Here is a 21,425-nt window from a genome sequence, read left to right on the forward strand (position 1 = left end):
CGCAGGGGCTAGAAGAGCTGGAGCGACCCGGTCCTCTGGGCGTGCCGCTCGCCCACCCGCAGCGTCACCGCCGTCAGTGCGAACAGCGCCACCGACAGCCCCGCCAGCAGTGCCAGCTCGCCGCCGAGGTCGCGGACGCCGTGGGCGTCCAGGAGCGCGCCGCGCAGTACCGCGAGGCTCGTGGTGAGCGGGAAGGCGAGCCCGATCGCCTTGACCCACAGTGGCAGCGCGAACAGGGGCAGCCGCACGCCGGCCACGAACCACAGTGGATCGTCCAGCAGCGTGTAGAGGAAAGCGGAGTCGCGGGAGAACATCAGCAGGCTGTTCAGGAACGCGCCCCACGCGACGGCCGGCACCAGCAGCGCGGCGAGCGCCACGAGGTACATGCCGGGATGGGCCACGTGCAGCGTGCCGCTCGCGGCGGCGGCCGCGACGGCGAAGGCGCCGAAGAGCCAGGCGTTCTGGACGAGCGCGCCGGAGCCGTTGGCGACCACCAGGGCCAGCCGGCTGGCCGGTGTGAGGAACAGCGCCTCCAGCGTCCCGCTCACCCGCTCGAACGAGAAGTGCCACGCCGACTGGACGAGCGAGAAGAAGAACGTGTACGCCAGCGCGCCCGCGGCCAGGAACGCCGCCAGCCGCTGCGGGTCGCTCACCAGGGGCCAGCGCGCGGCGGCGCCGGGAGCGGAGGTCACCGGCAGGATCGTGTAGTACGTCGTGGCGAGCGTGAGCACCGGCCACACCAGCATCGAGAAGACGACGAGCTTGGTACCGAAGATGCGGCGGTGTTGCTTGAGGGCCTCCGCCACGGCGACCCGCCACGCGGCCGTCACCGCGCGGCCATCGCGAGGATCGCGTCCTCGAGCGTCGGCGGCGCCACCTCGACGCGGGCGATCGCGCCGCCCGCGCGTACCACGGTGGTGGTGAGCTCGCCCGCGAGGTCGTCCGGATGGCGGAGGGTGACCCGCGGCCGGCCGTCGAGGTCCGTGTCGTGCCGCACCTCGGCGCCGGCGCGGGCGGCCAGCTCGTCCACCGCCTTGGTCGCGTCGGGTGCGGGCTCGGTGAGGGTGAGCTCGACGCTGTACGGCAGGCGGGTGCCCGCGGTCAGCTCCGCCGGGCTGCCGGCCGCGACGAGCGCGCCGCGGTCGATCACGTGGACGTGGCGGCACAGCTGCTCGACCTCGGCGAGGTAGTGCGAGGTCAGCAGCACGCCCACCCCGCCCTCGGCCAGGTCGGCCACGACGCCGCGCAGGTCGCGGGCGATCGGCGCGTCCAGGCCGAGGGTGGGCTCGTCGAGCAGCAGGTACGCCGGCGCGTTGATCAGCCCGCGCGCGATGCTGAGCCGCTGCCGCATGCCGCGCGAGTAGCGTTCGACGAGCGTGCCGGCCGCGTCGCGCAGCCCCACGAGGTCGAGCAGCTCGTCGATCCGGCGCTTGAGCACCGCGCGCGGCACGTCGTAGAGCTGCCCGAAGTACCAGAGGTTCTCCCGGCCGGTCATCCGCGCGTACACCATGCGCTCGCCGCCGGCGATGAGGTTGATCCGACGGCGCACCTCGCGGGCGTCCCGTACCACGTCGAGCCCGTCCACCGTGGCCGACCCCGAGGTGGGGCGCAGCAGCGTCGCGAGCATCTTGATGGTCGTGGTCTTGCCTGCGCCGTTGAGCCCCAGCAGCCCGGTCACCGCGCCGGGCGGGATCGACAGCGACAGCCCGTCGACGGCGGGCGGCCCGGCCGGCCCTCGCCTGCGGAACAGGCGGCTCGGCGGCGGAAACGTCTTGGTCAGCCGGTCGGTGACGATGCCGGCGTTCACGCGGCACCGCCCCGCCGCACGGCGACCCGTTCGGCCGGGCCGAGCAGGCGCAGCCCGACCGCGAGGTAGGCCAGCCCGAGGCCGGCGCAGAGCAGCAGGTCGGGCAGGACCGCCGTGACCGGCGCGTGGTGGAGGGCGGCGTCCCGCAGGGCGCGGAGCCCGGAGGTCAGCGGCAGCGCCTCGCCCAGCCACCGCAGCGGGTCGGGCAGCAGCGCCGGCGGAAACGTGAACCCGCAGAGCAGCGCCATGCCGACGAACAGCGTGTTCTGCGTGATGTGCGCCTCGCCGACGGAGATCATCACGGCGCTGAGCGGGATCGAGATGCCGAAGACCGCGACCGCCGACGCGGCCGCCGCGCAGAGCAGCGCGAGCGGGTCGGGCGCCGGCAGGCGGACCCCGATGGCGACCGCGAAGGCGAGCATCACCGCGACCTCGGCCACCGTCGTGGTCAGGGCCTGCAGGCCCACACCGACGAGGTACGGCAGGCGCCGCGCCGGCGCCAGCAGCTGGCTTTCGAGGGTGCCCTCGCGCTGCTCGGTGATCTGCGCCTTCGCGACCCAGAGCACCATCCGCGTGCTGAACATGAGCGCCGCCGCGCCGACCGTCACGTACCCCAGGTAGTCGCCGGTCCCGCCGTCGGCCAGGAAGGTCGGGCTGACCTGGCCACCCCCGATCGCGTGAAAGGCGAGATAGGCGAGGCCCACCGTCAGCACGCCGGTGGCGACCGTGCCGATGAAGTAGGTCCAGGGATACGCCCGCATGGTCACCAGCCAGTTGCGGCGCATCGTGGGCAATGCCGTCGGCACGTCGTATCCTTCCTCACGAGGAGCAAGTGAGTTTCGAATGGGAACTTACCCCGGTGAGGTGTCGATGTACATAGGTCGGGTGGCGGACGAGACCTGCGGTGTCGCCCAGGCCGCCGCGGTGATGGGCGACTGGTGGAACCTGCTCGTGCTCCGCGAGGTGGCCCGCGGCCACGTGCGCTTCGACGCGCTCGTCGCCGAGCTGGGCGTCTCGCGCAAGGTGCTCACCGAGCGCCTCACCCACCTCGTCGCGCACGGCATCGTCGCGAAGGTGCCCTACCAGGAGCGCCCCCCGCGGTACGAGTACCGCCTCACCCCGCGCGGGCAGTCCTTCCTCCCGGTGCTGGTGAGCATGCAGGACTGGGCCGACCGCTGGCTGCTGGGCGACGGCTCGCTCAGCGCCACCGCGGCCGTCGACAGCCCGGAGGCGGTCCGCACCCGCGCGCTGCCCGGCGGCACGGTGCCCGCGGACCTCACGCTCGTCGACTCCGGCGGCGCCCCGCGCGACCCGGTGTCGCCCGACGCGCCGGTCACGGTGCTGTTCACCTATCCGGCGACCGGCCGGCCCAACCCGCTGCCGGCCGGCTGGGACGACATCCCCGGCACGATCGGTTGCACGCTGGAAAACCGGCTCTTCCGCGACCGCTGGCCGCGGTTCGCCGCCGCCGGCGCCGCCGTGCACGGCGTGAGCACGCAGCGCCCCGAGGAGCAGGCCGCGTTCGCCGAGGCGGAGGGCGTACCCTTCCCGCTGATGTCCGATGTGGACCTGCGCCTGGCCGCCGCCCTGCGCCTGCCGACCGCCCGCATCGGCCAGCAGCCGCGCCTCAAGCGCGCGGTGCTCGTGGTGACGAGGGACCGCACCGTGCGGCACGCCATCTTTCCGGTCACCGACATCCCGGCGGCGGTGGAGGAGGCGCTCACCATCGCCACGGCCGCCGCGCACGCGCTGTAGGGCAGACCGCGGCGGCTGCCGCTTGCGCCCGACGGATGGTCGCTGACGGTCAGGTGATCTGGCCGCGAGCGTCTCAGCTGAGCAGGAAGCGCGTCCGGCCGCCGCCCGGCGGGCCCACCGCCAGCCGGCCCTGGTCGTGCGTCAGGTAGCTATCGGGATCCGCGGCGAGCTGGAGTGCCACGCCCGTGGCGCCGCGCACCCGGCGGAAGGCGGTGGCGGCCGGGTCGAGGCGCACCGCGCCGGCCACCACGGCGACGTACCGGTCCGGGAAGTCCACCGACTGGATGGTCTCGGTGCCGCCGGCGCCCTCGACGAAGCGGAACTGGCTCGTCGCCAGCTCGCGTACGTCGCGGCGCACCACGAGCGCGCCGCCCTCCTCGTGCCGCATGAAAGCACCGCGCGAGTCCACAGGGGACAGTCGCACGATCGGGCCGCCCCTGCCCACCGGTACGCCGAACAGCGGCGTGCCGTCGCGGTGCCAGTAGAGCTTCTGCACGCGGGTGTGGCGGTTCGGGTCGTACAGCGGGTCGCCGGTGATGTCGCGGTAGTCGCGGCGCTCGCGCGGGCATGGCGCTCGGGCGAGCGCAGCGGTGGCGCGAGGCACAGCGGTGGCGCGGGCACAGCGCTCGCGCGGGCGGAGCTTGGCCGGCGGGGAGGGCTTAGTCGGCGGGGGAGTGGGCTACCGTGACCGGGACGCCGTTGAGGGCGGCGTTGCCGGACAGCGCGTCCAGGAAAGCGTCGTCGGTCAGGTCGTTGATCCGGGTGTGGCTCCAGCCGTGCGGCAGGCTGACCACGCCGGGCATGATGTCGGCGCTCGCCTCGACCTCGACGTCCACGTGGCCGACGCGCGAGGAAACGCGGACGCGCTCGCCGTCGCGCAGGTCGCGGGCGGCCAGGTCGTCCGGGTGCATCAGCAGGTGGTGGCGCGGGCGGCCTTTCGTCAGGCGGGGAAAGCCGTGCATCCAGGAGTTGTTGCTGCGCAGGTGCCGGCGGCCGATCAGGCGCAGCTCGCCGGCCGGCGGCGCGGTCAGCAGCTCGCCGGTGGACTCGCCCAGCGCGGCCAGCAGCTGCGGCGGTGCCGCGTGCACGCGCCGGTCGGGCGTGCGCAGGGAGGCGGGCAGGCTGGGGCGCAGCGGCCCGAGGTCCACACCGGACGGTCTCTTGCGGAGGGTGCGCAACCGCAGGCGGTACGGGCCCGTTCGCAGGCCGAGCGCGATCAGCTGGTCCGGGCGCAGCCGCATCAGCAGGCCGCGGCGCAGGTCCGCGCGCCACCGCCGGCGGCCGCCCGACGCCCGCCGGTAGCGCCGGGCCAGCTCGGTGAAGATCTCCCAGTCGTGGCGCGCGCCGTCGGGCTTTGGCAGGACGGCGCCGGAGTACCGGCTCGTGTTGCGCACCGCGAACGCGTGGAAAACCAGGTCATAGTGGTCGTGTTCGAGCGCGGTCGTGGGCGGCAGGATCACGTCGGCGTGGCGGGTGGTCTCGTTCACGTACAGGTCGACGGCGACCATGAAGTCCAGGCCGGCGAGGGCGCGGTCGAGCTGCGCACCGTTCGGTGTGGAGAGCACCGGGTTGCCGGCGACCGTGACGAGCGCGCGCACCTGGCCGTCGCCGGGCGTGAGCATCTCCTCGGCGAGCGCCGCCACCGGCAGCTCACCGGCAAACTCCGGCAGCCCCCGCACGCGGCTCCGCCACCGGTCGTAGTGTCCCGGCCCGACCAGCCCACCGCCGACGAGGTCGACCGCCGGCCGCGTGAAGAGCGTGCCGCCGGGCCGGTCGAGGTTGCCGGTGGCGAGGTTGAGCAGCTGGATCGCCCACTGCGACAGCGCGCCGAACCGCTGGATCGACACGCCGATCCGCCCGTAGCAGGCTGCGGCACCGGCCCCGGCGAACTCGCTCGCCACGCGCCGGATCACGCCCGCCTCGACGCCGGTGACGGCCGCGGCGCGCTCCGGTGTGAAGCCGGCGACCGCGTCACGGACCGCGTCGAGCCCGTCGACGCCCGCGGTGGGTGTGGCAGGACCATCCGCGAGTACACAGTGGAGCAGCGCGAACAGCAGCGCCGCGTCCGTGCCCGGGCGCACGAAGTGGTGCTCGTCGGCGATCGCCGCCGTCTCCGTGCGGCGCGGGTCGAACACCACAAGCTTCCCGCCGCGCGCCCGCAGGTCGGCCAGCCGGCGGCGGACGTCCGGCACGGTCATGAGGCTGCCGTTGGAGGCGAGCGGGTTGGCGCCGAGCACCAGGAAGTAGCTCGTGTTGTCGATGTCGGGGATCGGGATGAGCAGCTGGTGCCCGTACAGCCAGTGCGCCACGAGCTGGTGCGGCAGCTGGTCGACGGAGGTGGCGGAGTAGCGGTTGCGGGTGCGCAGCTGCCCCAGGAAGTGGCGGCCGTGGGTCAGGATGCCGTAGTTGTGCACGCTCGGGTTGCCGAGGTAGACGGCGACGGCGTCACGCCCGTACCGCCGGCTGGTCGCGAGGAGCTTGGCCACGACGAGGTCGTAGGCCTCGTCCCAGCTGATGTCCTGCCAGCCCTCGGCCGTGCGGCGCACCGGCCCGCGCAGGCGGGCCGGGTCCTCCTGGATGTCGCCCAGCGCGAGCGCCTTGGGGCAGATGTGGCCGCGGGACAGCGGGTCGTCCGGGTCACCTTTGACCGCGGTGATGCGGCCGCCTTCGACGGTGAACCGCAGGCCACAGATCGCTTCGCACAGGTTGCACGCCCCGTGCACCGTCCGGGTGGCGCTCATCGCCCGATTCTTACGTTACTGGTGAGTAAAAGGGAAGGGGTTCGGCCGCTTCCTTCGCGGGTATCGGGGTGCTTGGGAGGTGGTGCGCCGTGGCGCGGTCGATCTGGAGTGGCGTGATCAGCTTCGGTCTGGTGTCGGTGCCGGTGCGGCTGTACTCGGCCACGCACGAGCACGAGGTGTCGTTCCACCAGTTCGAAAAGGGCACCAGCGACCGGATCCGGTACCGGCGCGTGAACGAGCGCACCGGCAAGGAGGTCGAGTTCGACGACATCGTGAAGGGCGCCGACGTGGGCGGCGGCGAGTACGTGATGCTCGACCCGGACGAGCTCGACGCGGTCGCGCCCGGCCGCTCGCGGTCGCTGGAGGTGCACGCGTTCGTCGGGCTGGACGAGATCGACCCCGTCTTCTACCAGAAGTCCTACTACCTGGCGCCGGGCAGCGACGAGACCGCCAAGACCTACGCCCTCCTGCGCGACGCGATGGCCGACGCCAACCGGGCCGCGATCGGCACGCTGGTGATGCGCAACAAGGAGTACCTGGCGGCGATCCGGCCGCAGGACGGGCTGCTGGTGCTGGAGACGATGTACTTCGCGGACGAGGTGCGCGACCCCCAGGACGAGCTCACCAACCTGCCGGGCAAGGTCAAGCTGCGCCCGCAGGAGCTGGCGATGGCGGGCCAGCTGATCGACTCGATGACCACGCCGTGGAAGCCGGACGAGTACCGCGACACGTACACGGACCGGGTCAAGGAGCTGATCGACGCCAAGAAGGAGGGCGCCGAGGTCACGCTCGCCGAGCAGGCGCCCGAGGCTACGAACGTCACCGACCTCATGGAGGTCCTCCGCCAGAGCGTGGAGGCCGCGAAGAGCTCCCGCGGTGCCGCGAAGAGCTCCCGCGGCGCGGCGAAGAAGACCGCGGCGAAGAAGACCGCCGCCAAGAAGACCACGAGCAAGGCGGCGGCCAAGAAGACGACGGCGAAGAAGGCTTCGTCAGCTGCGAAGAAGACGGCGGCGAAGAAGACGACGACGGCGAAGAAGACGACGACGGCGAAGAAGACGACGACGGCGAAGAAGACGACGACGGCGAAGAAGACGACGACGGCGAAGAAGACCGGGACGGCCGGGAAGGCGAAGAAGGCCGCCTGACGGGCGGGCTGCCCGCATCGACAACGTTCACGTCGCGTGTGCGACGCAGCGCTTCAGTTGTCGCGCGCTCACTCCTAGTGTTCCGGCATGGCGCATCGCAAGCAGCCGCGCAGGAACGCCGCCCGTTGGGCGCCGGTGCCATTCTTCGCCCTGTTGTCGGCGTTGCTTTTCGCGTCCGATGAGCCGAGCTTGGGACTGTTCGTGTTGCTGGCGATGCTCGTTCCCTACCTGGCGCTGTTCGCCCCGCTGCGCTGTCGGGCGGTCACCCAGAAGGGGACGCGCTGCCGCAACATCGGGATCGGCCTTTTCGTCGGGTGCCACCTGCATCGCCTCGATCATCTTGCGCGGATCCTCACCCGCGACCGGCCGGTCCGGCCGGTCCGGCCCGTGCGACCCGCCCGCCCGGCGGCGGCCCCCGGGGCGCGTTCGGGTGCGATCCCGCCGGCGGACCCGGGCGTGAGCGTCACCCGGGTCGCGTACGACCTGGCGATGCTGGTCATCGCCGCCGTGAGCGCGCTGGCCGGCGTGCTCGCGCCGCGCGGCCGCTGAGCGAGCGGCGCGGGCCGGAGGGTGAGCGGCGCGGCGGATAGAGTGGGCGGGATGCCGCTGGAAAACGAGGACCGGCCGTCGGACTCGCCGTACATCCATCGGGTGTGGCGCAGCCGCGCGTCCGGGCCCGCGCGGATGACCTCGATCGCCACGTCAAACTGGGAGATCGTGTTCTGGCGGCACGAGGGGCGGCTCCACGCGGCCGTGCGCGGTCCGGAGACCACGGTGTCCAGCGTCGACGTGGACGACGGGGCGGAGTCGTGGGGGGTCACGTTCGCGCACGGCTCCTCGATGCCGCACCTGCCGCCGGCCCGCCTCGTCGACTCGTACCGGGAAAGTCCGCACGCCACCGACGCCCGCTTCGTGCTGTGCGGCGGCGAGTGGCTGGTGCCCGACTTCGACAGCGCGGAGCAGTTCGTCGAGCGGCTGGTCCGCGACGGCGCGCTGGTGCGCGACCCGCTCGTCGACGACGTGGTGGCCGGCGGCCTGCCGGACGTCGGCACGCGGTCGGTGCAGCGGCGGGTGGCCGCCGCGACCGGGCTGACGCAGGGCGGCATCCGGCAGATCGAGCGGGCCAGGCAGGCCGCAGTCCTGCTCGGCGAAGGGCTGACGCCGCTCGCGGTGGTCGACCGGCTCGGATACTACGACCAGCCGCACCTGTCCCGCTCGCTGCAGCGCTTCATCGGGCGCACCGCCACCGAGCTGCGCCGCCCGCAGCCGGCCGAGCGGCCCTTGTCGCTTCTATACAAGATCGAGGGCATCGCCGGTCCATAGCCTGGTCACACGGGGCGGCACCGTGCCGCACCGGTACCAGGGAGGACCACGCGCATGACCGAGAACGCCCGCGCGGCAGCCGTCTCCGCGGACGGCACCGTGATCGCATTCGACGCGCGGGGAGAGGGCGAGCCGTTGATCATCATCGACGGCGCGACCGCGTACCCCGCCATCAACCCGCTCAACGCGGAGCTCGCCGAGCTGCTGAGCGGCGAGTTCCGCACCTTCGCGTACGACCGCCGGGGTCGCGGCGACAGCACGGACACCGCGCCGTACGCGATCGAGCGGGAGATCGAGGACCTTGCCGCGCTCATCGAGGTGGCGGGCGCGCCGGCCACGCTCTTCGGCTGGTCGTCCGGCGGGGTCCTCGCCCTCGACGCCGCCGCGGCCGGCCTGCCGGTCAAGCGGCTGGTGCTGTTCGAGCCGCCGTTCGTGGTCGACGACAGCCGCCCGCCGCTGCCGGCCGACTACGTGGAGCGCCTCGAGACCGCCATCGCCGAGGGGCGCCCGGGAGACGCGGCGGTGATCTTCCTGACCGACGCGGCCGGGGCGACGCCGGAGCAGGCCGAAGAGTTCCGGCAGAGCGACTTCTGGCCGGTCATGGAGGCCGTCGCGCCGACCATCTCGTACGACGGCCGGATCATGGGCACCACGATGTCGGGCAGACCGCTGCCCGCGCGGCGGTGGGCCGACGCGACCGTACCGGCGCTCGTGATGCACGGAAACGACACCTTCCCCGGCATGCCGTCGGCCGCCCGCGCGCTGGGCGAGGTGCTGCCGAACGCCACCGTCCGCGAGGTCGAGGGCCAGCAGCACAGCGCCCCCGCCTCCGTGCTCGCGGCGCAGCTGCGCGCCTTCGACCGGTGACCGCCGTGGGACGCGTGGTGGTCACCGAGTTCATCTCGCTCGACGGCGTGGTGGAGGCGCCCGGCGGCGAGGACTTCACGTACCCGAACTGGTCCTTCGAGTTCGACCGCGGCGAGGAGGGCGAGCGCTTCAAGGTCGACGAGGCGCTCGGCTCGGCGGCGCTGCTGCTGGGCCGCCGCACCTACGAGGGGTTCGCGTCGGCGTGGCCGGGGTACGAGGGCGAGCTCGCCGACAAGTACAACGGCATGCCCAAGTACGTCGTCTCGTCGACGCTCGAAGACCCGTCGTGGCACCACACGACGGTGCTCTCCGGCGACCTGACCGAGGACGTGAGCCGGATCAAGGCCGAGGTCGACGGCGACATCTCGGTGGCCGGCAGCATCGAGCTGGTGCGGGGGCTGCTCGAACGCGACCTCGTCGACGAGCTGCACCTCATGACGTTTCCCGTGGTCCTCGGCACCGGCCGGCGCCTGTTCGGGCGGACGCCGGACAAGCTGGCGTGGCGGCTGGCCGAGGCGACGACGGTCGGCGACGGCGTGCTCATCACGGTGCTCCACCGCGCCCGCCAGCCGTAAGGGCTCGCCGGCGGTAGGCTAGGTTGTCCCTTGTGGACGAGCGCGCCCCGAAGATAGACAGCACTGTCCCGCACTCCGCGCGGGTGTGGAACTACTGGCTCGGCGGCAAGGACAACTACGCCGCCGACCGGGCCGTCGGCGAGCAGGTACGCGAGCTGTACCCGGAGATCGTCGACATCGCCCTGGCGTCGCGGGCGTTTCTGGTCCGGTCGGTGCGGTTCCTGGCCGCCGAGGCCGGTGTCCGCCAGTTTCTCGACATCGGCACCGGCCTGCCGACCGCCGGCAACACGCACGAGGTGGCACAGGAGGTCGCGCCGGACGCGCGCATCGTCTACGTCGACAACGACCCGCTGGTGCTCGTGCACGCCCGCGCCCTGCTGACCAGCACCGACCTGGGCGCCACCGACTACGTCGACGCGGACGTGCGCGACCCGGACACGATCCTGGCCGAGGCCGCGCACACGCTGGACTTCACGCGGCCGGTCGCCCTGATGATGCTCGGCATCCTCGGCAACGTCCTCGACACCGGCGAGGCCCAGGCCATCGTGCGCCGCCTCGTCGGCGCCCTCCCGCCCGGCAGCTACCTGGTGGTCAACGACGGCACCGACACCGTCGAGGCGGGCGTGGAGAGCGCCCAGGTCCGCGGCGACGCGGGCGACCCGTACTGCCTGCGCAGCCCCGAGATGATCGCCCGCTTCTTCGACGGCCTGGACCTGCTGGAGCCCGGTGTCGTCTCCACGCCGCACTGGCGCCCCGACCCCGGCCCGCTGCCGCCGGAGCTGGGCGTGGCGTGCGGGGTCGCGCGCAAGCCGTAGAGCTGACCCTCACCACGCTAAGCGGCGCGGATGTTGTCGACGTAGACGCGCACGCCGTTCAGGAAGACCAGACCGCGCGGATCCGCGCCGGGTCGACGGTCATGCCGGCCGCGGGTTGGTCCACGCCCAGCGGCCGCCCCGGCACCACGTGAGGTCGTCGCCGACCTGCTCCGCGATCCCGCCGACCGGCCCGGTCTCCGCGGCGCGCACGTCGAACGTCAGCATCGTGGTGCCGCCGAGGTCCAGCGGCTCGTCGAACACGCGGCCGCACCAGTTGCCGGTGACGGGCGTGGTGACCTCCAGCCCGTACGCGCCGCCGGTGTGGAACGCCGCCGACCGCGCCACGCCGCCGCCGTCGGCCGGGTTGGCGACCGGTCCAGCTCCACCGGCCCGCGGGCGTTGGCGGCGCCGGCCATCGCCAGGCCGCTCAGGTGGCGGCGGCCGTCGGGCGGGGCGGCGACGACCGCGGCGACCAGCTCGCTCGCGCTGCTGCCGGCCCGCCGGCGGGGCCCCAGGCGTACGCGGTGGTCACCCTGATCGGATAGCTGCCGGCCGCGGTCGCTTCCGGCACCAAAACCGTCCACATTGTACCGGGGGACGCGTCCGCGCCCAGCGAACGGCGGTGGTTCGACGTGGTGGCCGTCACCGTCCAGCCCTCCGGCGCCCGCACGGTGCTCCACGGATCGGGTGGCGTCATATACCGGTCGCCGATATACTCACCCGCATGCACGAGCCGACGTTCCTGATCCTCACCGCGCTCGTGGACCAGCCCAGGCACGGCTACGGGGTGATCCAGGAGGTGGCGGAGCTGTCCGGCGGCCGGTTCCGGCTGCGTCCCGGCACGCTCTACGGCGCACTGGATCGGCTGACCGCCGACGGCTTGGTCCGCGTCGAGTCCGAGGAGGTCGTCGACGGCCGTCTCCGGCGGTACTACCGGCTGACCAACGAGGGAGCGCAGGCGCTCACCGAGGAGGCCGAACGCCTCCGGCGGAACGTGGACGCGGCGACGCGGCGGCTGGCGCGGTTCAAAAGTCCTGGCTGGGCGATCGGATAGGGGGACAGGTGGACGAGCTTGAGCGGCGGTACCGGCGGTTGATGCGCGCCTACCCGGCCGGATACCGGCGGGAGCGCGAGGAGGAGATCGTCGCCACCCTGCTGGACGCCGCACCACCGGGCCGGTCCCGGCCGACCGCCGCGGACGCCGCGGACATCCTGGTGGCCGGCGTGCGCACCCGGTTCGGCGCGCTCGGCACCGGCGAGCCCGGCCTCGCGCTGCGCACCGCCGCGCCGGTCGCCCTCGCCGTCGCGGCGGGCATCGCACTCCTCGGCCTGCTGCGCGACAGCGAGGCGACCGCCGGCCACCCGTCGCCGTTCCGGCCGGCCCTCCCGGCGTACCTGGCGTGGCTGCTCGCCGTCGCCGGCCGCGTCGCGCTGCCGGCGGTCCTCGCGTGGGTGCTGTCCGGGATCGCGCTGCTCGGCACGCTCGCCGCGCTGGCCGCGATGCCGTGGACGTGGAGCTCGCCGTCGCCCGGCTGGTCGCTCGTGCTCCTCGCGCTGCTCGGCGCCGTCGCGGTCCTGGGCGGTGGCGAGCGGATCTCCGGGCGCGAGCGCGGCGTGCTGGCAGCCGGCGCCGTGCTCTCGGCCGCGGTTCTGGGCGGGTCGGCGCTGGTGGTGCCCGACCGGTCGGGAGAGCGGTGGTTCGCGTCGGACTGGGCGGTGCTCTCGGCGTACCAGTCGCCGGTCGAGGCCGTGGCCGCCGCCACCCTCGCCCTGCTGCTGGCCGGCATGGCGATCGTGGCCCGCCGCCGCGGGCGGCACTGGCGCGTGGCCACGCTGATCCTGCTGGCGGCGACCGGATGGCTGCTGGTGCCCAGCTTCTCCGGTGGCGGCGAGCGGCTCGTGCGCGGCGCGGTGATCGTGCTGAGCGTCGCCGCCGCGATCTGGGTGCCGCGCCGCACAGCCGGCTCCGGCGCGCCGGCCGAGGTCCTGCGGACACCCGCGGTGCTCGCCCTCGGCACCGCGGCCGGCCTGGCCGCCGCGGCGCTGGTCATCCGGCCGCAGGAGTACTACTCCTGCTCCGGCGGTCCGGGCGGCGTCGCGAGCGACTGCGTGCGGATGCAGCAGTGGATCACGCAGGGCCGCCCGGCGTACGTCGCCTGGCTCGCCGCGATGCTCGCCTGGGCGGTGCTGCCGCGCCTGGCCGGCCGGATCGCGGTCGCCGTCGCGGTCGTCGCCACCCCCGCCGTGCTCTGGCCGCAGCAGTGGGACAACCCGGCGCCCGACAACGTCATGCCGCTCACGCTCAGCGCGCTCGGCATCGTCACGCTGCTCTGCTCGGCGGGCCCGGCGAGGCGGGCAGACCGGTGGGGCGTGCTGGCGGCCGCCGCCGGCATGTACCTGCTGCCCATGGTCCTGACGCTCCTGCTCCAGCCGGGCTACTTCACCGCGCTGCCGGGCCCGTGGTTCCCGGTCGCGTTCGTGCCGTTCACCGTCGCGCTCGCCACCGGCTGGTGGGTTGCGGGCCGCACGTCCGGCGCGACCTCCGCCCTGGCCGTCGCGGCGGCCGCCCTCTCGGCGGCGTGGGCGGTGGTCGTGGCGTTCGAGGTCGGCCGGTACCCCGTCGTCGCCGCCCTCCTCGCGGCCGCCGCCGCGGTGGCGGTCCTCCTGCGGGCCCTGGCCCGCCCGGAGGAGCACGTCCCGACGGCGCTGTCCTCCGCGCCGACGTAGGACCCGCGGGTCCGGCGCGCACGGGTCGTCGTCGCCGCCGACGGGGAAGCGGCGCGGGGCCTGCGGTTCACGGTGTGTTGACGCGCGGAGATCACGAGGGCGAGGATCTGACTCGACGCTGGCACGGGGTCGGCTGGAGGAGGGGGATGTCCAAGCCGCCGCTTTCCGTGCCGCAGCCGTCCCCCCGGACGCCCGAGCCCGGTCCGGAGACGATGATCGCCTGCGAGAGCCTGGTGCGGATCTACCAGACCGGCTCGGTCGAGGTGCAGGCCCTGCAGGGGCTCGACCTGGTCGTGGAGCGCGGCGAGATGATCGCCGTCGTCGGCGCGTCCGGGTCCGGCAAGTCGACCCTGCTGTCGATCCTCGCCGGCATCGACGCGCCCACCGCCGGGCGGGCGCGGGTCGACCGGTGGAACCTGCTGTCGATGTCCCGGTCCGACCGCGTGCGGTACCGGCGGCACACCGTCGGGTTCGTGCGGCAGCAGACGGCGAGCAACCTCGTGCCGTACCTGACCGCCCGCCAGATGGTCGACCTGCCGCTGACGGCCGCCCGCGCACCGGCCGGCGACCGCCGTACCCGCCCCGGCGAGCTGCTGGAGGTCCTCGGCGTCGGGCACTGCGCCGACCGGCGTCCCGCGCAGCTGTCCGGCGGCGAGCAGATGCGCGTCGCCATCGCGGTCGCGCTCGCCAACCGGCCGCGCGTGCTGCTGGCCGACGAGCCCACCGGCGAGCTGGACGCGGACACCTCGGCGCAGGTCTTCCAGGCGCTGCGGGACGTCAACCGGCAGTTCGCCGTCACCGTGGTCGTGGTGACCCACGACCCGGAGGTGAGCGGCCAGGTCGAGCGGACGGTGGCGATCCGTGACGGGCGTACCAGCAGCGAGGTGCTGCGCCGCACCGCCACGGCGGAGGACGGGGGCACCCACGTGATCGCCGAGGAGTACGCGGTGATGGACCGGGCCGGGCGGGTCCAGATCCCGCGCGACTACCGCGAGGCGCTCGCGCTGACCCGGCGGGTACGGCTGGCGCTGGAGGCCGACCGCGTCGAGATCCGCCCGAACGGCGGCGTCGACGCGTGACCGGCGAGCTGATCACGGTGCGCGGCGTCCACCGCCGCTTCGGCACCGGACCGGCGTCGGTGCACGCCCTGCGCGACGTGTCGTTCGACGTCGCCGCCGGCACGATGGTCGCGCTCGTCGGGCGTTCCGGCTCCGGCAAGACGACCCTGCTGAACGTGGTCGGCGGGCTGGACCGCCCCGACGCCGGCACGGTCGTGGTCGACGGCACCGAGGTCACGGCGCTCGACGACGACGGCCTGTCCGACCTGCGGCGGGCCAAGGTCGCATACGTGTTCCAGACGTTCGGCCTGATCCCGGTCATGACCGCCGCGGAGAACGTCGGCGTACCGCTGCGCCTGGCCCGGATGGCGCCCGCGGAGCGCGAGCGGCGGGTGGAGCTGTTGCTCGACCTGGTCGGCCTGGCCGACCACGGGCAGCAGCGCCCGGACGAGCTGTCCGGCGGGCAGCAGCAGCGGGTGGCGATCGCGCGGGCGCTGGCCGCCTCGCCGCGGCTGGTGATCGCCGACGAGCCGACCGGCCAGCTCGACGCCGAGACCGGCCTCGCGGTGATGGCGCTGCTGCGCGGCGTCGTCGAGTCCGAGGGTGTGACCGTGCTGGTCTCCACGCACGACCCGGTGATGATGGAGCTGGCCGACCGGGTGCTGCGCATGCACGACGGGCAGGTCGAGTGCTGAGCGTGCTCGCCCGCCGCGCCCGCGCGCAGTGGCCGCTACTGGCCGCCCTGCTGGCGGTGGTCGCGATCGGCGCCACGCTGCTGGGCACCTGCGCGCTGCTGGTCACCCGCACCGGCGAGCAGGCCATCGAGGTGGTCGCCGCCCGGGCCGCGCCCGACGAGGTCAAGGCGACCGCCTTCAACGTCACCGTCCGCGGCGCCGACGCGACCTCGGTCGCCGCGGACACGCGCGCGGTGCTCACCTCGGCGCTCGCGCCGTTCGCCACCACCACCTCCACCCGGGCGTCGTCGGTGAACCGGTCGCTGCCGGCCGCCACCGAGGTGGCCGGGATGCCGGCCGAGACATACCTGTCCGGCCTCGACGACCTCCCCGCCCGCGCCGTGCTCCTCGACGGGCGCTGGCCGAGGGCCGCGACCGCTGCCGCGGCGCCGCTGGAGGCGGTCGTCCTCGAAGCCACCGCGCGGCTGCTCGGCCTCGCGCCCGGCAGCCGGGTACGCCTCGGCGCCGAGCTGTCCATCGGCCCGGCCCCGCCGCTCGACGTGACCGTCGTCGGCGTCGCCCGCCCGCTGCCCGGCGGCGAATGGGACCGCGACCCGCTGGCCGGCGCCGGCTACGACCACGCCTTCAAGGGGCAGGGACCGGAGCCGGTGCACGCGTACGGGCCGTTCCTGGTCGACCTGCGCGACCTGTTCGCCAGCGGCTCGCTCATCGGCCGCCTGGAGGTCACCGCCCGCCCCGACCTGTCCCACGCCACCGGCTCGCAGCTGGACGCCGTGACCGGCAACCTCGCCGGCGCCGACCGGCGGCTGGCCGGCGCGCTCGGCGACCGGGTACGCATCCACCGCGTCGAGTCGCCGCTGCCCCGGACCATGGAGCTGGCCCGCGTGCAGCAGCGGGTGACCGCCGCCGCTGTCCTCGCGGTCGCCGTCATCGGCTGCGTCCTGACCGCGACCGCCCTCGCGCTCGCCGGCCGCCTCACCGCCGGCACGCGGACGGCGGAGACCGCGCTGCTGTCCGCGCTGGGCGTCAGCCCCCGGCAGTTCGCCGCCGCCGCGACCGTCGAGGGCGGCGCCATCGCGCTCCTGGCCGCCGCGCTCGCGGTGCCGGCCTCGTCCGCCCTGCACTCCGGCCTCACCCGGCTCGCGCCGCTGGCCGGCGCCGGGCTCGCGGTCGGTCCGGGTGTCAACACCGCGCAGGTACTCGCGGTCGCCGCCGGCGCGGTGGGGCTCGCGGCGATGCTCGTGCTCCTCGCGATCCGGCGCGCCGCACCGTCCGGCGAGCGCCACCACCGCCGCGAGCTGCTCGCCCGCTCCGGCGCCGACCTGCTGCTCGTGGCGTTCGCCGCCGTGGGCCTGTGGCAGCTCGGCGCCCAGCCCGCGGGCTCGGGCGCCCGCGCCGACGCGGTACGCGTGGCGGCACCGGCCCTCGTGCTCGCCGCCGGCGCCGCGCTGGCCCTGCGGGTGGCGCCGCCCGCGCTGCGCGGCGTGGACCGGCTCGCGCGCGGCGCGCGTGGGCTCGCGTTTCCGCTCGCCGCGATCGAGGCGGCCCGCCGCTCCCACGCGATGGCCACCGGCCTGCTGATCGGACTCGCCTGCGCGGCGGGCACGTTCGGGATCGCGCTCAACGCCACCTGGGAACGCTCGCAGCACGACCAGGCCGACCTGTCCGTCGGCACCGACCTGGCCATCACCCTCGACGCAGCGCCGCGCACCGGCGACGGGGCGGCCGTCACCGCGGCCACCGGCGGTGCCGTGAGCCCGGCCGTCGACCGCGGCATCGCCGTCGGGCAGTGGATCGGCAGCGCGGGCGACCCGCCGCGCCTGGTGGCCACCGACACCGCGCGCGCAGCGGCGCTGCTGCGCGGCCGGATGGACGGCGGCTGGGCGGGCGTGGGCGCGGCCCTGGCACCGCCGGCACGCGTCGAAGGGCTGGCGGTACCGGCCGGTGCGGTGCTCACGGTCGCCGGTACCTCCGCCGGCCCGGCGCCGCTGGCCGCGACGCCGCGGCTGCTGCTGCAGGACGCGACCGGCCTGCGTACCACCTGCGACGGCGAGCCGCTGCTCCTGGACGGCACCGCGCGGGAGATCCGGGACTGCGCGCCCGTCGACGGCCTGCGGCTGGTCGCCGTGGCGCTGCCGTTCTCGCCGGCCGCCGATGGTTCCGGCAGCGCCGTCTCCGTCACGCTCACCGTGCCCGGCGCCACGCCCGGTCCAACGTGGACAGCCACGTCCGCGCCGCCGGTACCGCAGCAGGTGTCCGACCCGGCCGTCACCGTCGCCGCCGCGCCCGCCGGAGCGCGGCTGACCATGACCGCGACGGTGCAGCTCACCGGATCCGACGCGGCGGCCCGCACGCTCGTGGCCACCGCGTTTCCCGACCCCGGGACGGTACCGGTGGCGGTGTCCAGCCGCTTCGCCGGCGAGCTCGACGTCCACAAAGGATCGCCGCTCAGCCTCTCCATCGGCACCACACCGCTGACCGTCACGGTCGCCGAGGTGCTGCCCACCGTCCCGTCCGCGCCCGGCGCCGCCGCGATCCTGGCCGACCTGGACACCCTCTCCCGCGCGCTCGCGGTCGCCGGGCACCTGGAGTACCCGATGGACGCCTGGTGGGTCGGCGAGCCCGCGCACGCCGGCGCCGCCGCCCGCGCCACCGACCTGCACCTGGGCGCCGTCACCACCCGCGCGGGCGAGGCGGCCCGGCTCGTCGGCAGCCCGCCCCGCGCCGGGCTGCCGGCCGCACTGCGGCTGCTGGTGCCCGCCGCGGTGCTGCTGCTGTTCGCCGGCGTGGTCCTGCACGTGACCTTCGACCTGCGGCTGCGCGCGGTCGAGGTGGCGCGGCTGCGCGGCCTCGGCATGTACCGGCGGGAGATCCGCGCCGTCCTGCTCGGCCAGCACGCCGGCGTGCTGGTACCGCTCGTGATCGCTGGCGTGGCCGTCGGCGCGCTCGCCACCTGGACCGTCGCGCCGCTCATGGTCCGCTCCGACACCGGGGCCGTGCCCGTGCCGGCCGTGCTGCCGGTCTGGCCGTGGGGCGCGCAGGCCGCCCTTGTCGCCCTGCTGCTGGCCGGTTCCGTGCTCGCGACCGCCGCCGTGGTCGTGGCCCAGTCCCGCCGCGCCGACGCCGCGCACCTGCGGGTGACGTCGTGATCCGGCGGCGGCTCCCGGCCCTGCACTGGCCGAGTGTGCGGGGCCGCGCGCGGGCCGACGCCGGACCGCTGCTGCTGGTCGCCGCCGTCGTCGCGCTCGTCACGCTGCTCGCCGGCGCGGCGCCGCCCATGCTGCGCGCCACCGCCGACGACGCGGTCCGCGACGCCACCCGCACCGCCGGCCGGGACGCCGACGTGCTGGCCCACTCCGGCTGGGAGTACGACGACGCGCCCGGCGGCGGCCGCACCCGCAACCCCCGCCTCGCCGAGGAGGTCGACGGCTTCCGCGACCAGGCCGACGCCGCCCTCGACCCCGTGGTGCGCGGCGTGCTGCGCCCGCCCGTCGCCGTGGTCTCCGGACCCACGCTGAAGGTCACCGACGGCAGCGTGCTGCGCACGTTCCAGCTCAACTACCTCGTGGACGAGCGCGGCGCGTACAGCGACCGCCAGGTCACCTGGGTCGCCGGCACCCCGCCCGCGCCGTCCGTGCCGCCGGCCGAGGAGAGCACGGTCGTGCCGTACAGCGGTCCACCGTGGCCGGTGCAGGTCGGACTCTCCGAAGTGGACGCCGCCGCCCTCGGCGTGCGGCCGGGCGACCGCATCCCGCTCGCCGACCAGTACCGGCGGGTCAAGGACGTGCGGGTCAGCGGCATCTTCCGGCCGGTCGACAGCACCGACCCGACCTGGCGGCTCGTGCCCTGGCTGCTGCGGCCCACCTCGGGTACCGACGGTGTGGGCACCACCCGCCTCGGCGGCCTGCTGTCGCCCGGCTCGCTGCCCGACGCCCGGGTCGCGTACGAGAACGACGAGCTGGACCGCACCGTACGCTTCACGCCCGAACCGGACGCCCTCGACGCCGGCGTCGCCGAGGGCGTCACGCGCACGCTCGTCACGCTCAAGGCGACCTCCGCCGCGTCCAGCGTCTACGACTCCTCGCTGCGGTGGGAGTCGCAGCTCGACCTCGTGCTGCGGGACGTGCAGCTGCGGGTCAACGCGGCCGGCGCGCAGGCGTCCGTCCTGCTCATCGGCGTGCTGGCCGCCGCGGTACTCGTGCTGCTGCTCGCCGCCGACCTGCTCGCCCGCCGCCGCGCCCAGCCGCTGACCGCCGCCCGGCAACGCGGTGCGGCCCTGGCCGACCTCGGCGCGGAACTGCTCGTGGAGTCGGCCGCCGTCGCCGTGGCCGCCGCCGCGGTCGGGCTGGCCCTGGCCCGCCTCGCCGCACCGGGCGTCGCCTGGGGGTGGGCGGTCCCCGTGGCGGTGGCCGCGACCGCCGCCGGCCCGGCGTTCGGCACGCTCCTGGCCGCCCGGGCCACCCGCGACCGGCGCGCTCCCGCCAACCGCGCCGCGCGACGGTGGCTGCTCCGCACCGGGCAGCTGCGCCGCGCCACCGCCGAGGCCGCGGTCCTGATCGGCGCCGCGGCGGCGCTCGTCGCGCTCCACCAGCGCGGGATCCTGCCCGCCGTCGCCGGCGGCGCCACCGGCGCGTGGTCCACACAGGACAGCGGTGCGACGCTGCCGTCCAGCGCGCCCGCCCTCGGCGCCGTCGCCGGCGCGCTCGTCGTGCTCCGCCTGCTGCCGGCCGGCCTGCGCGCGGCGCTGCGGCGGAGCATGCGCTCCCGGCGTCCCCTCGCCGCGGTCGGCGCCGCCCGGGCCGCCGCCACCGCCGCGCACGCCCTGCCGCTGGTGGCGATGGTCGCCGCTGCCGGCCTCGCCTCGTTCGCGTTCACCCTCGACGCCACCGCTGGCCGCGGCCTGGACGGCGGCGCGTGGCGCACCGTCGGCGCCGACGCCCGCCTGGACGCCAACCCCGCCGCCGGTGTCGACGTGGAGGCGCTCGCGCGGCGCGTCGCGGCGCAGCCGGGCGTCCGGCAGGCCGTCCCCGCCCAGGTCACCGACGGTGCCCGCGTCACCACCCCGGCGACGCTGGTCACCCCGCGCCTGGTGGTCGTGGACGCGGCCGCCTTCCAGCGGCTGCTGGCCACCACCCCGCTGCCCGACGCCCCGCAGCTCGCCCGCCTCACGGCGCCGGCTGACGGCGGCGTGCCCGCCCTCGTGCGGTCCAGCGACGGCAGCCTGCGCCCCGGCACCCGCATGCAGCTGCCGCGGGGGGACGACGCACCCGCCGTCGTGCTCACCGCCGTCGCGACCGGGCCGGCCGTCGGCGACACGGAGGACGTCGTCATCGTGGACGCCGCCGCGATGGCCGCCGCCGGCGTGCCCGTCGTGCCCAACACCGTCTGGGTCACCGGCCCGGGCACGGCACAGGCCGTCGAAACCGGTGCCGGCGTGAACACCGTGCTGCGCGCCGACCTTGTCCGGGAACGCCGCACGGCTCCGCTGACCGCTGGCCTGCTGCGCCTGGCATGGGCGTCGGCCGCGGCGCTGCTGGTGCTGGGGCTGCTCGGCCTCGCGCTGGGTGCCGCCGCGAGTGCGCCGGAACGGTGGCTGACCATCGGCCGCCTGCGCACCCTCGGGCTCCGCCTGCGCGAGGCCCGCTGGGTCGCCGCGGGCGAACTGCTGCCGCCGGTGGCGGTGGCCGCCGTCGCCGGACCACTGCTGGGCGTGCTGCTCGCGTACCTGACGTTCGGCCCGCTCGCACTGCGCGTGCTCGTCGGCACCGACGCCGACCCGGCGGTGGCGGTGCCGTGGTGGGGCGCCGCCCTCGTCGCGGCCGCGTTCCTCGCCGCCGTCGCCGTGGTCGTGCCGATCGAGTCGGCCCTGCGCCGCCGGCGCCGGCTCAGCGAGGTCCTCCGCGCCGGCGGCGGCTAG

Annotated in this window: 20 protein-coding genes; 13 read left to right on the forward strand and 7 right to left on the reverse strand. The window is 75.3% G+C overall.

What is annotated here, in order from left to right; all coding sequences use genetic code 11:
• Positions 1-8 precede the first annotated feature (8 nt).
• From Phou_RS32370 to Phou_RS32380, 3 genes are read right to left on the reverse strand one after another with little or no spacing between them, the layout of a single operon-like run.
• Positions 9-830 carry an ABC transporter permease gene (locus Phou_RS32370; RefSeq protein WP_173063186.1) on the reverse strand — a complete coding sequence of 274 codons (822 nt, stop codon included), beginning with the start codon at positions 828-830 and terminating at the stop codon, positions 9-11.
• Positions 827-1,807: an ABC transporter ATP-binding protein gene (locus Phou_RS32375; protein WP_246274001.1), complete on the reverse strand. Its 981-nt coding sequence runs from the start codon at positions 1,805-1,807 to the stop codon at positions 827-829. Before Phou_RS32375 ends, Phou_RS32370 begins: the two co-directional genes overlap by 4 nt.
• Positions 1,804-2,613: an ABC transporter permease gene (locus Phou_RS32380; RefSeq protein ID WP_173063189.1), complete on the reverse strand. Its 810-nt coding sequence runs from the start codon at positions 2,611-2,613 to the stop codon at positions 1,804-1,806. The genes Phou_RS32375 and Phou_RS32380 overlap by 4 nt, the downstream gene beginning before the upstream one ends.
• Before the next feature lie 64 nt (positions 2,614-2,677).
• Here Phou_RS32380 and Phou_RS32385 point away from each other — a divergent pair, with 64 nt between their 5' ends.
• Positions 2,678-3,562, forward strand: a complete 885-nt coding sequence (locus tag Phou_RS32385) for a winged helix-turn-helix transcriptional regulator (protein ID WP_173064871.1) — start codon at positions 2,678-2,680, stop codon at positions 3,560-3,562.
• Between the two features lie 73 nt (positions 3,563-3,635).
• On the opposite strand, the gene Phou_RS53325 is transcribed toward Phou_RS32385, so the two are convergent.
• Together Phou_RS53325 and Phou_RS32395 are read right to left on the reverse strand one after the other, a co-directional pair.
• Positions 3,636-4,166 carry a hypothetical protein gene (locus Phou_RS53325; protein ID WP_178134985.1) on the reverse strand — a complete coding sequence of 177 codons (531 nt, stop codon included), beginning with the start codon at positions 4,164-4,166 and terminating at the stop codon, positions 3,636-3,638.
• A 55-nt stretch (positions 4,167-4,221) separates the two neighbouring features.
• Positions 4,222-6,303: a molybdopterin-dependent oxidoreductase gene (locus Phou_RS32395; RefSeq protein WP_173063193.1), complete on the reverse strand. Its 2,082-nt coding sequence runs from the start codon at positions 6,301-6,303 to the stop codon at positions 4,222-4,224.
• 89 nt (positions 6,304-6,392) lie between these two features.
• On the opposite strand from Phou_RS32395, the gene ku reads away from it, so the two are divergent.
• The 6 genes from ku to Phou_RS32425 all read left to right on the forward strand — a co-directional run bounded on the left by ku (position 6,393) and on the right by Phou_RS32425 (position 11,028).
• Positions 6,393-7,448, forward strand: coding sequence for a non-homologous end joining protein Ku (ku, locus tag Phou_RS32400; protein ID WP_173063196.1), 1,056 nt, complete (start codon positions 6,393-6,395; stop codon positions 7,446-7,448).
• 87 nt (positions 7,449-7,535) lie between these two features.
• The gene (locus Phou_RS32405) at positions 7,536-7,997 is read left to right on the forward strand and encodes a hypothetical protein (RefSeq protein WP_173063199.1); all 462 of its coding nucleotides are present in this window, start codon (positions 7,536-7,538) and stop codon (positions 7,995-7,997) included.
• 51 nt (positions 7,998-8,048) lie between these two features.
• Positions 8,049-8,771, forward strand: a complete 723-nt coding sequence (locus Phou_RS32410; protein ID WP_173063202.1) for an AraC family transcriptional regulator — start codon at positions 8,049-8,051, stop codon at positions 8,769-8,771.
• 54 nt (positions 8,772-8,825) lie between these two features.
• The gene (locus tag Phou_RS32415; protein ID WP_173063205.1) at positions 8,826-9,638 is read left to right on the forward strand and encodes an alpha/beta fold hydrolase; all 813 of its coding nucleotides are present in this window, start codon (positions 8,826-8,828) and stop codon (positions 9,636-9,638) included.
• Entirely contained in the window at positions 9,635-10,213 is a 579-nt protein-coding gene (locus tag Phou_RS32420; protein WP_218579296.1) for a dihydrofolate reductase family protein, read from the forward strand. The genes Phou_RS32415 and Phou_RS32420 overlap by 4 nt, the downstream gene beginning before the upstream one ends.
• A 23-nt stretch (positions 10,214-10,236) precedes the next feature.
• Entirely contained in the window at positions 10,237-11,028 is a 792-nt protein-coding gene (locus Phou_RS32425; protein WP_218579297.1) for an SAM-dependent methyltransferase, read from the forward strand.
• 99 nt (positions 11,029-11,127) lie between these two features.
• Here the strand turns inward: Phou_RS32425 and Phou_RS32430 are convergent, their stop codons facing one another.
• Positions 11,128-11,373, reverse strand: coding sequence for a hypothetical protein (locus Phou_RS32430; protein ID WP_173063211.1), 246 nt, complete (start codon positions 11,371-11,373; stop codon positions 11,128-11,130).
• An 82-nt stretch (positions 11,374-11,455) separates the two neighbouring features.
• Positions 11,456-11,725 carry an NEW3 domain-containing protein gene (locus tag Phou_RS32435; RefSeq protein ID WP_246274002.1) on the reverse strand — a complete coding sequence of 90 codons (270 nt, stop codon included), beginning with the start codon at positions 11,723-11,725 and terminating at the stop codon, positions 11,456-11,458.
• A 27-nt stretch (positions 11,726-11,752) separates the two neighbouring features.
• Between Phou_RS32435 and Phou_RS32440 the strand changes: the two genes are divergently transcribed.
• The 6 genes from Phou_RS32440 to Phou_RS32465 all read left to right on the forward strand — a co-directional run bounded on the left by Phou_RS32440 (position 11,753) and on the right by Phou_RS32465 (position 21,425).
• Positions 11,753-12,082: a PadR family transcriptional regulator gene (locus Phou_RS32440; RefSeq protein WP_371872221.1), complete on the forward strand. Its 330-nt coding sequence runs from the start codon at positions 11,753-11,755 to the stop codon at positions 12,080-12,082.
• A gap of 8 nt (positions 12,083-12,090) precedes the next feature.
• Positions 12,091-13,755: a hypothetical protein gene (locus Phou_RS32445; protein ID WP_173063217.1), complete on the forward strand. Its 1,665-nt coding sequence runs from the start codon at positions 12,091-12,093 to the stop codon at positions 13,753-13,755.
• 146 nt (positions 13,756-13,901) lie between these two features.
• Positions 13,902-14,834, forward strand: a complete 933-nt coding sequence (locus tag Phou_RS32450; protein WP_173063220.1) for an ABC transporter ATP-binding protein — start codon at positions 13,902-13,904, stop codon at positions 14,832-14,834.
• Positions 14,831-15,508 (forward strand): ABC transporter ATP-binding protein, encoded by a 678-nt coding sequence (locus Phou_RS32455; RefSeq protein ID WP_173063225.1) that lies wholly within the window; start codon positions 14,831-14,833, stop codon positions 15,506-15,508. The genes Phou_RS32450 and Phou_RS32455 overlap by 4 nt, the downstream gene beginning before the upstream one ends.
• Positions 15,502-18,657, forward strand: a complete 3,156-nt coding sequence (locus Phou_RS32460) for an FtsX-like permease family protein (protein ID WP_173063228.1) — start codon at positions 15,502-15,504, stop codon at positions 18,655-18,657. The genes Phou_RS32455 and Phou_RS32460 overlap by 7 nt, the downstream gene beginning before the upstream one ends.
• On the forward strand, positions 18,654-21,425 hold the full coding sequence (locus Phou_RS32465) for an FtsX-like permease family protein (protein WP_173063231.1): 2,772 nt from the start codon (positions 18,654-18,656) through the stop codon (positions 21,423-21,425). The genes Phou_RS32460 and Phou_RS32465 overlap by 4 nt, the downstream gene beginning before the upstream one ends.

The sequence above is a fragment of the Phytohabitans houttuyneae genome (assembly GCF_011764425.1).
GTDB classification, from domain to species: domain Bacteria; phylum Actinomycetota; class Actinomycetes; order Mycobacteriales; family Micromonosporaceae; genus Phytohabitans; species Phytohabitans houttuyneae.

Excerpts from the sequence above, each read along its gene's own strand:
- Phou_RS32385 (WP_173064871.1), top strand. The coding sequence starts at position 2,678 with ATGTACATAGGTCGGGTGGCGGACGAGACCTGCGGTGTCGCCCAGGCC.
- Phou_RS32395 (WP_173063193.1), bottom strand. The coding sequence starts at position 6,303 with ATGAGCGCCACCCGGACGGTGCACGGGGCGTGCAACCTGTGCGAAGCG.
- Phou_RS32405 (WP_173063199.1), top strand. The coding sequence starts at position 7,536 with ATGGCGCATCGCAAGCAGCCGCGCAGGAACGCCGCCCGTTGGGCGCCG.
- Phou_RS32410 (WP_173063202.1), top strand. The coding sequence starts at position 8,049 with ATGCCGCTGGAAAACGAGGACCGGCCGTCGGACTCGCCGTACATCCAT.
- Phou_RS32415 (WP_173063205.1), top strand. The coding sequence starts at position 8,826 with ATGACCGAGAACGCCCGCGCGGCAGCCGTCTCCGCGGACGGCACCGTG.
- Phou_RS32435 (WP_246274002.1), bottom strand. The coding sequence starts at position 11,725 with ATGACGCCACCCGATCCGTGGAGCACCGTGCGGGCGCCGGAGGGCTGG.
- Phou_RS32440 (WP_371872221.1), top strand. The coding sequence starts at position 11,753 with ATGCACGAGCCGACGTTCCTGATCCTCACCGCGCTCGTGGACCAGCCC.
- Phou_RS32450 (WP_173063220.1), top strand. The coding sequence starts at position 13,902 with ATGTCCAAGCCGCCGCTTTCCGTGCCGCAGCCGTCCCCCCGGACGCCC.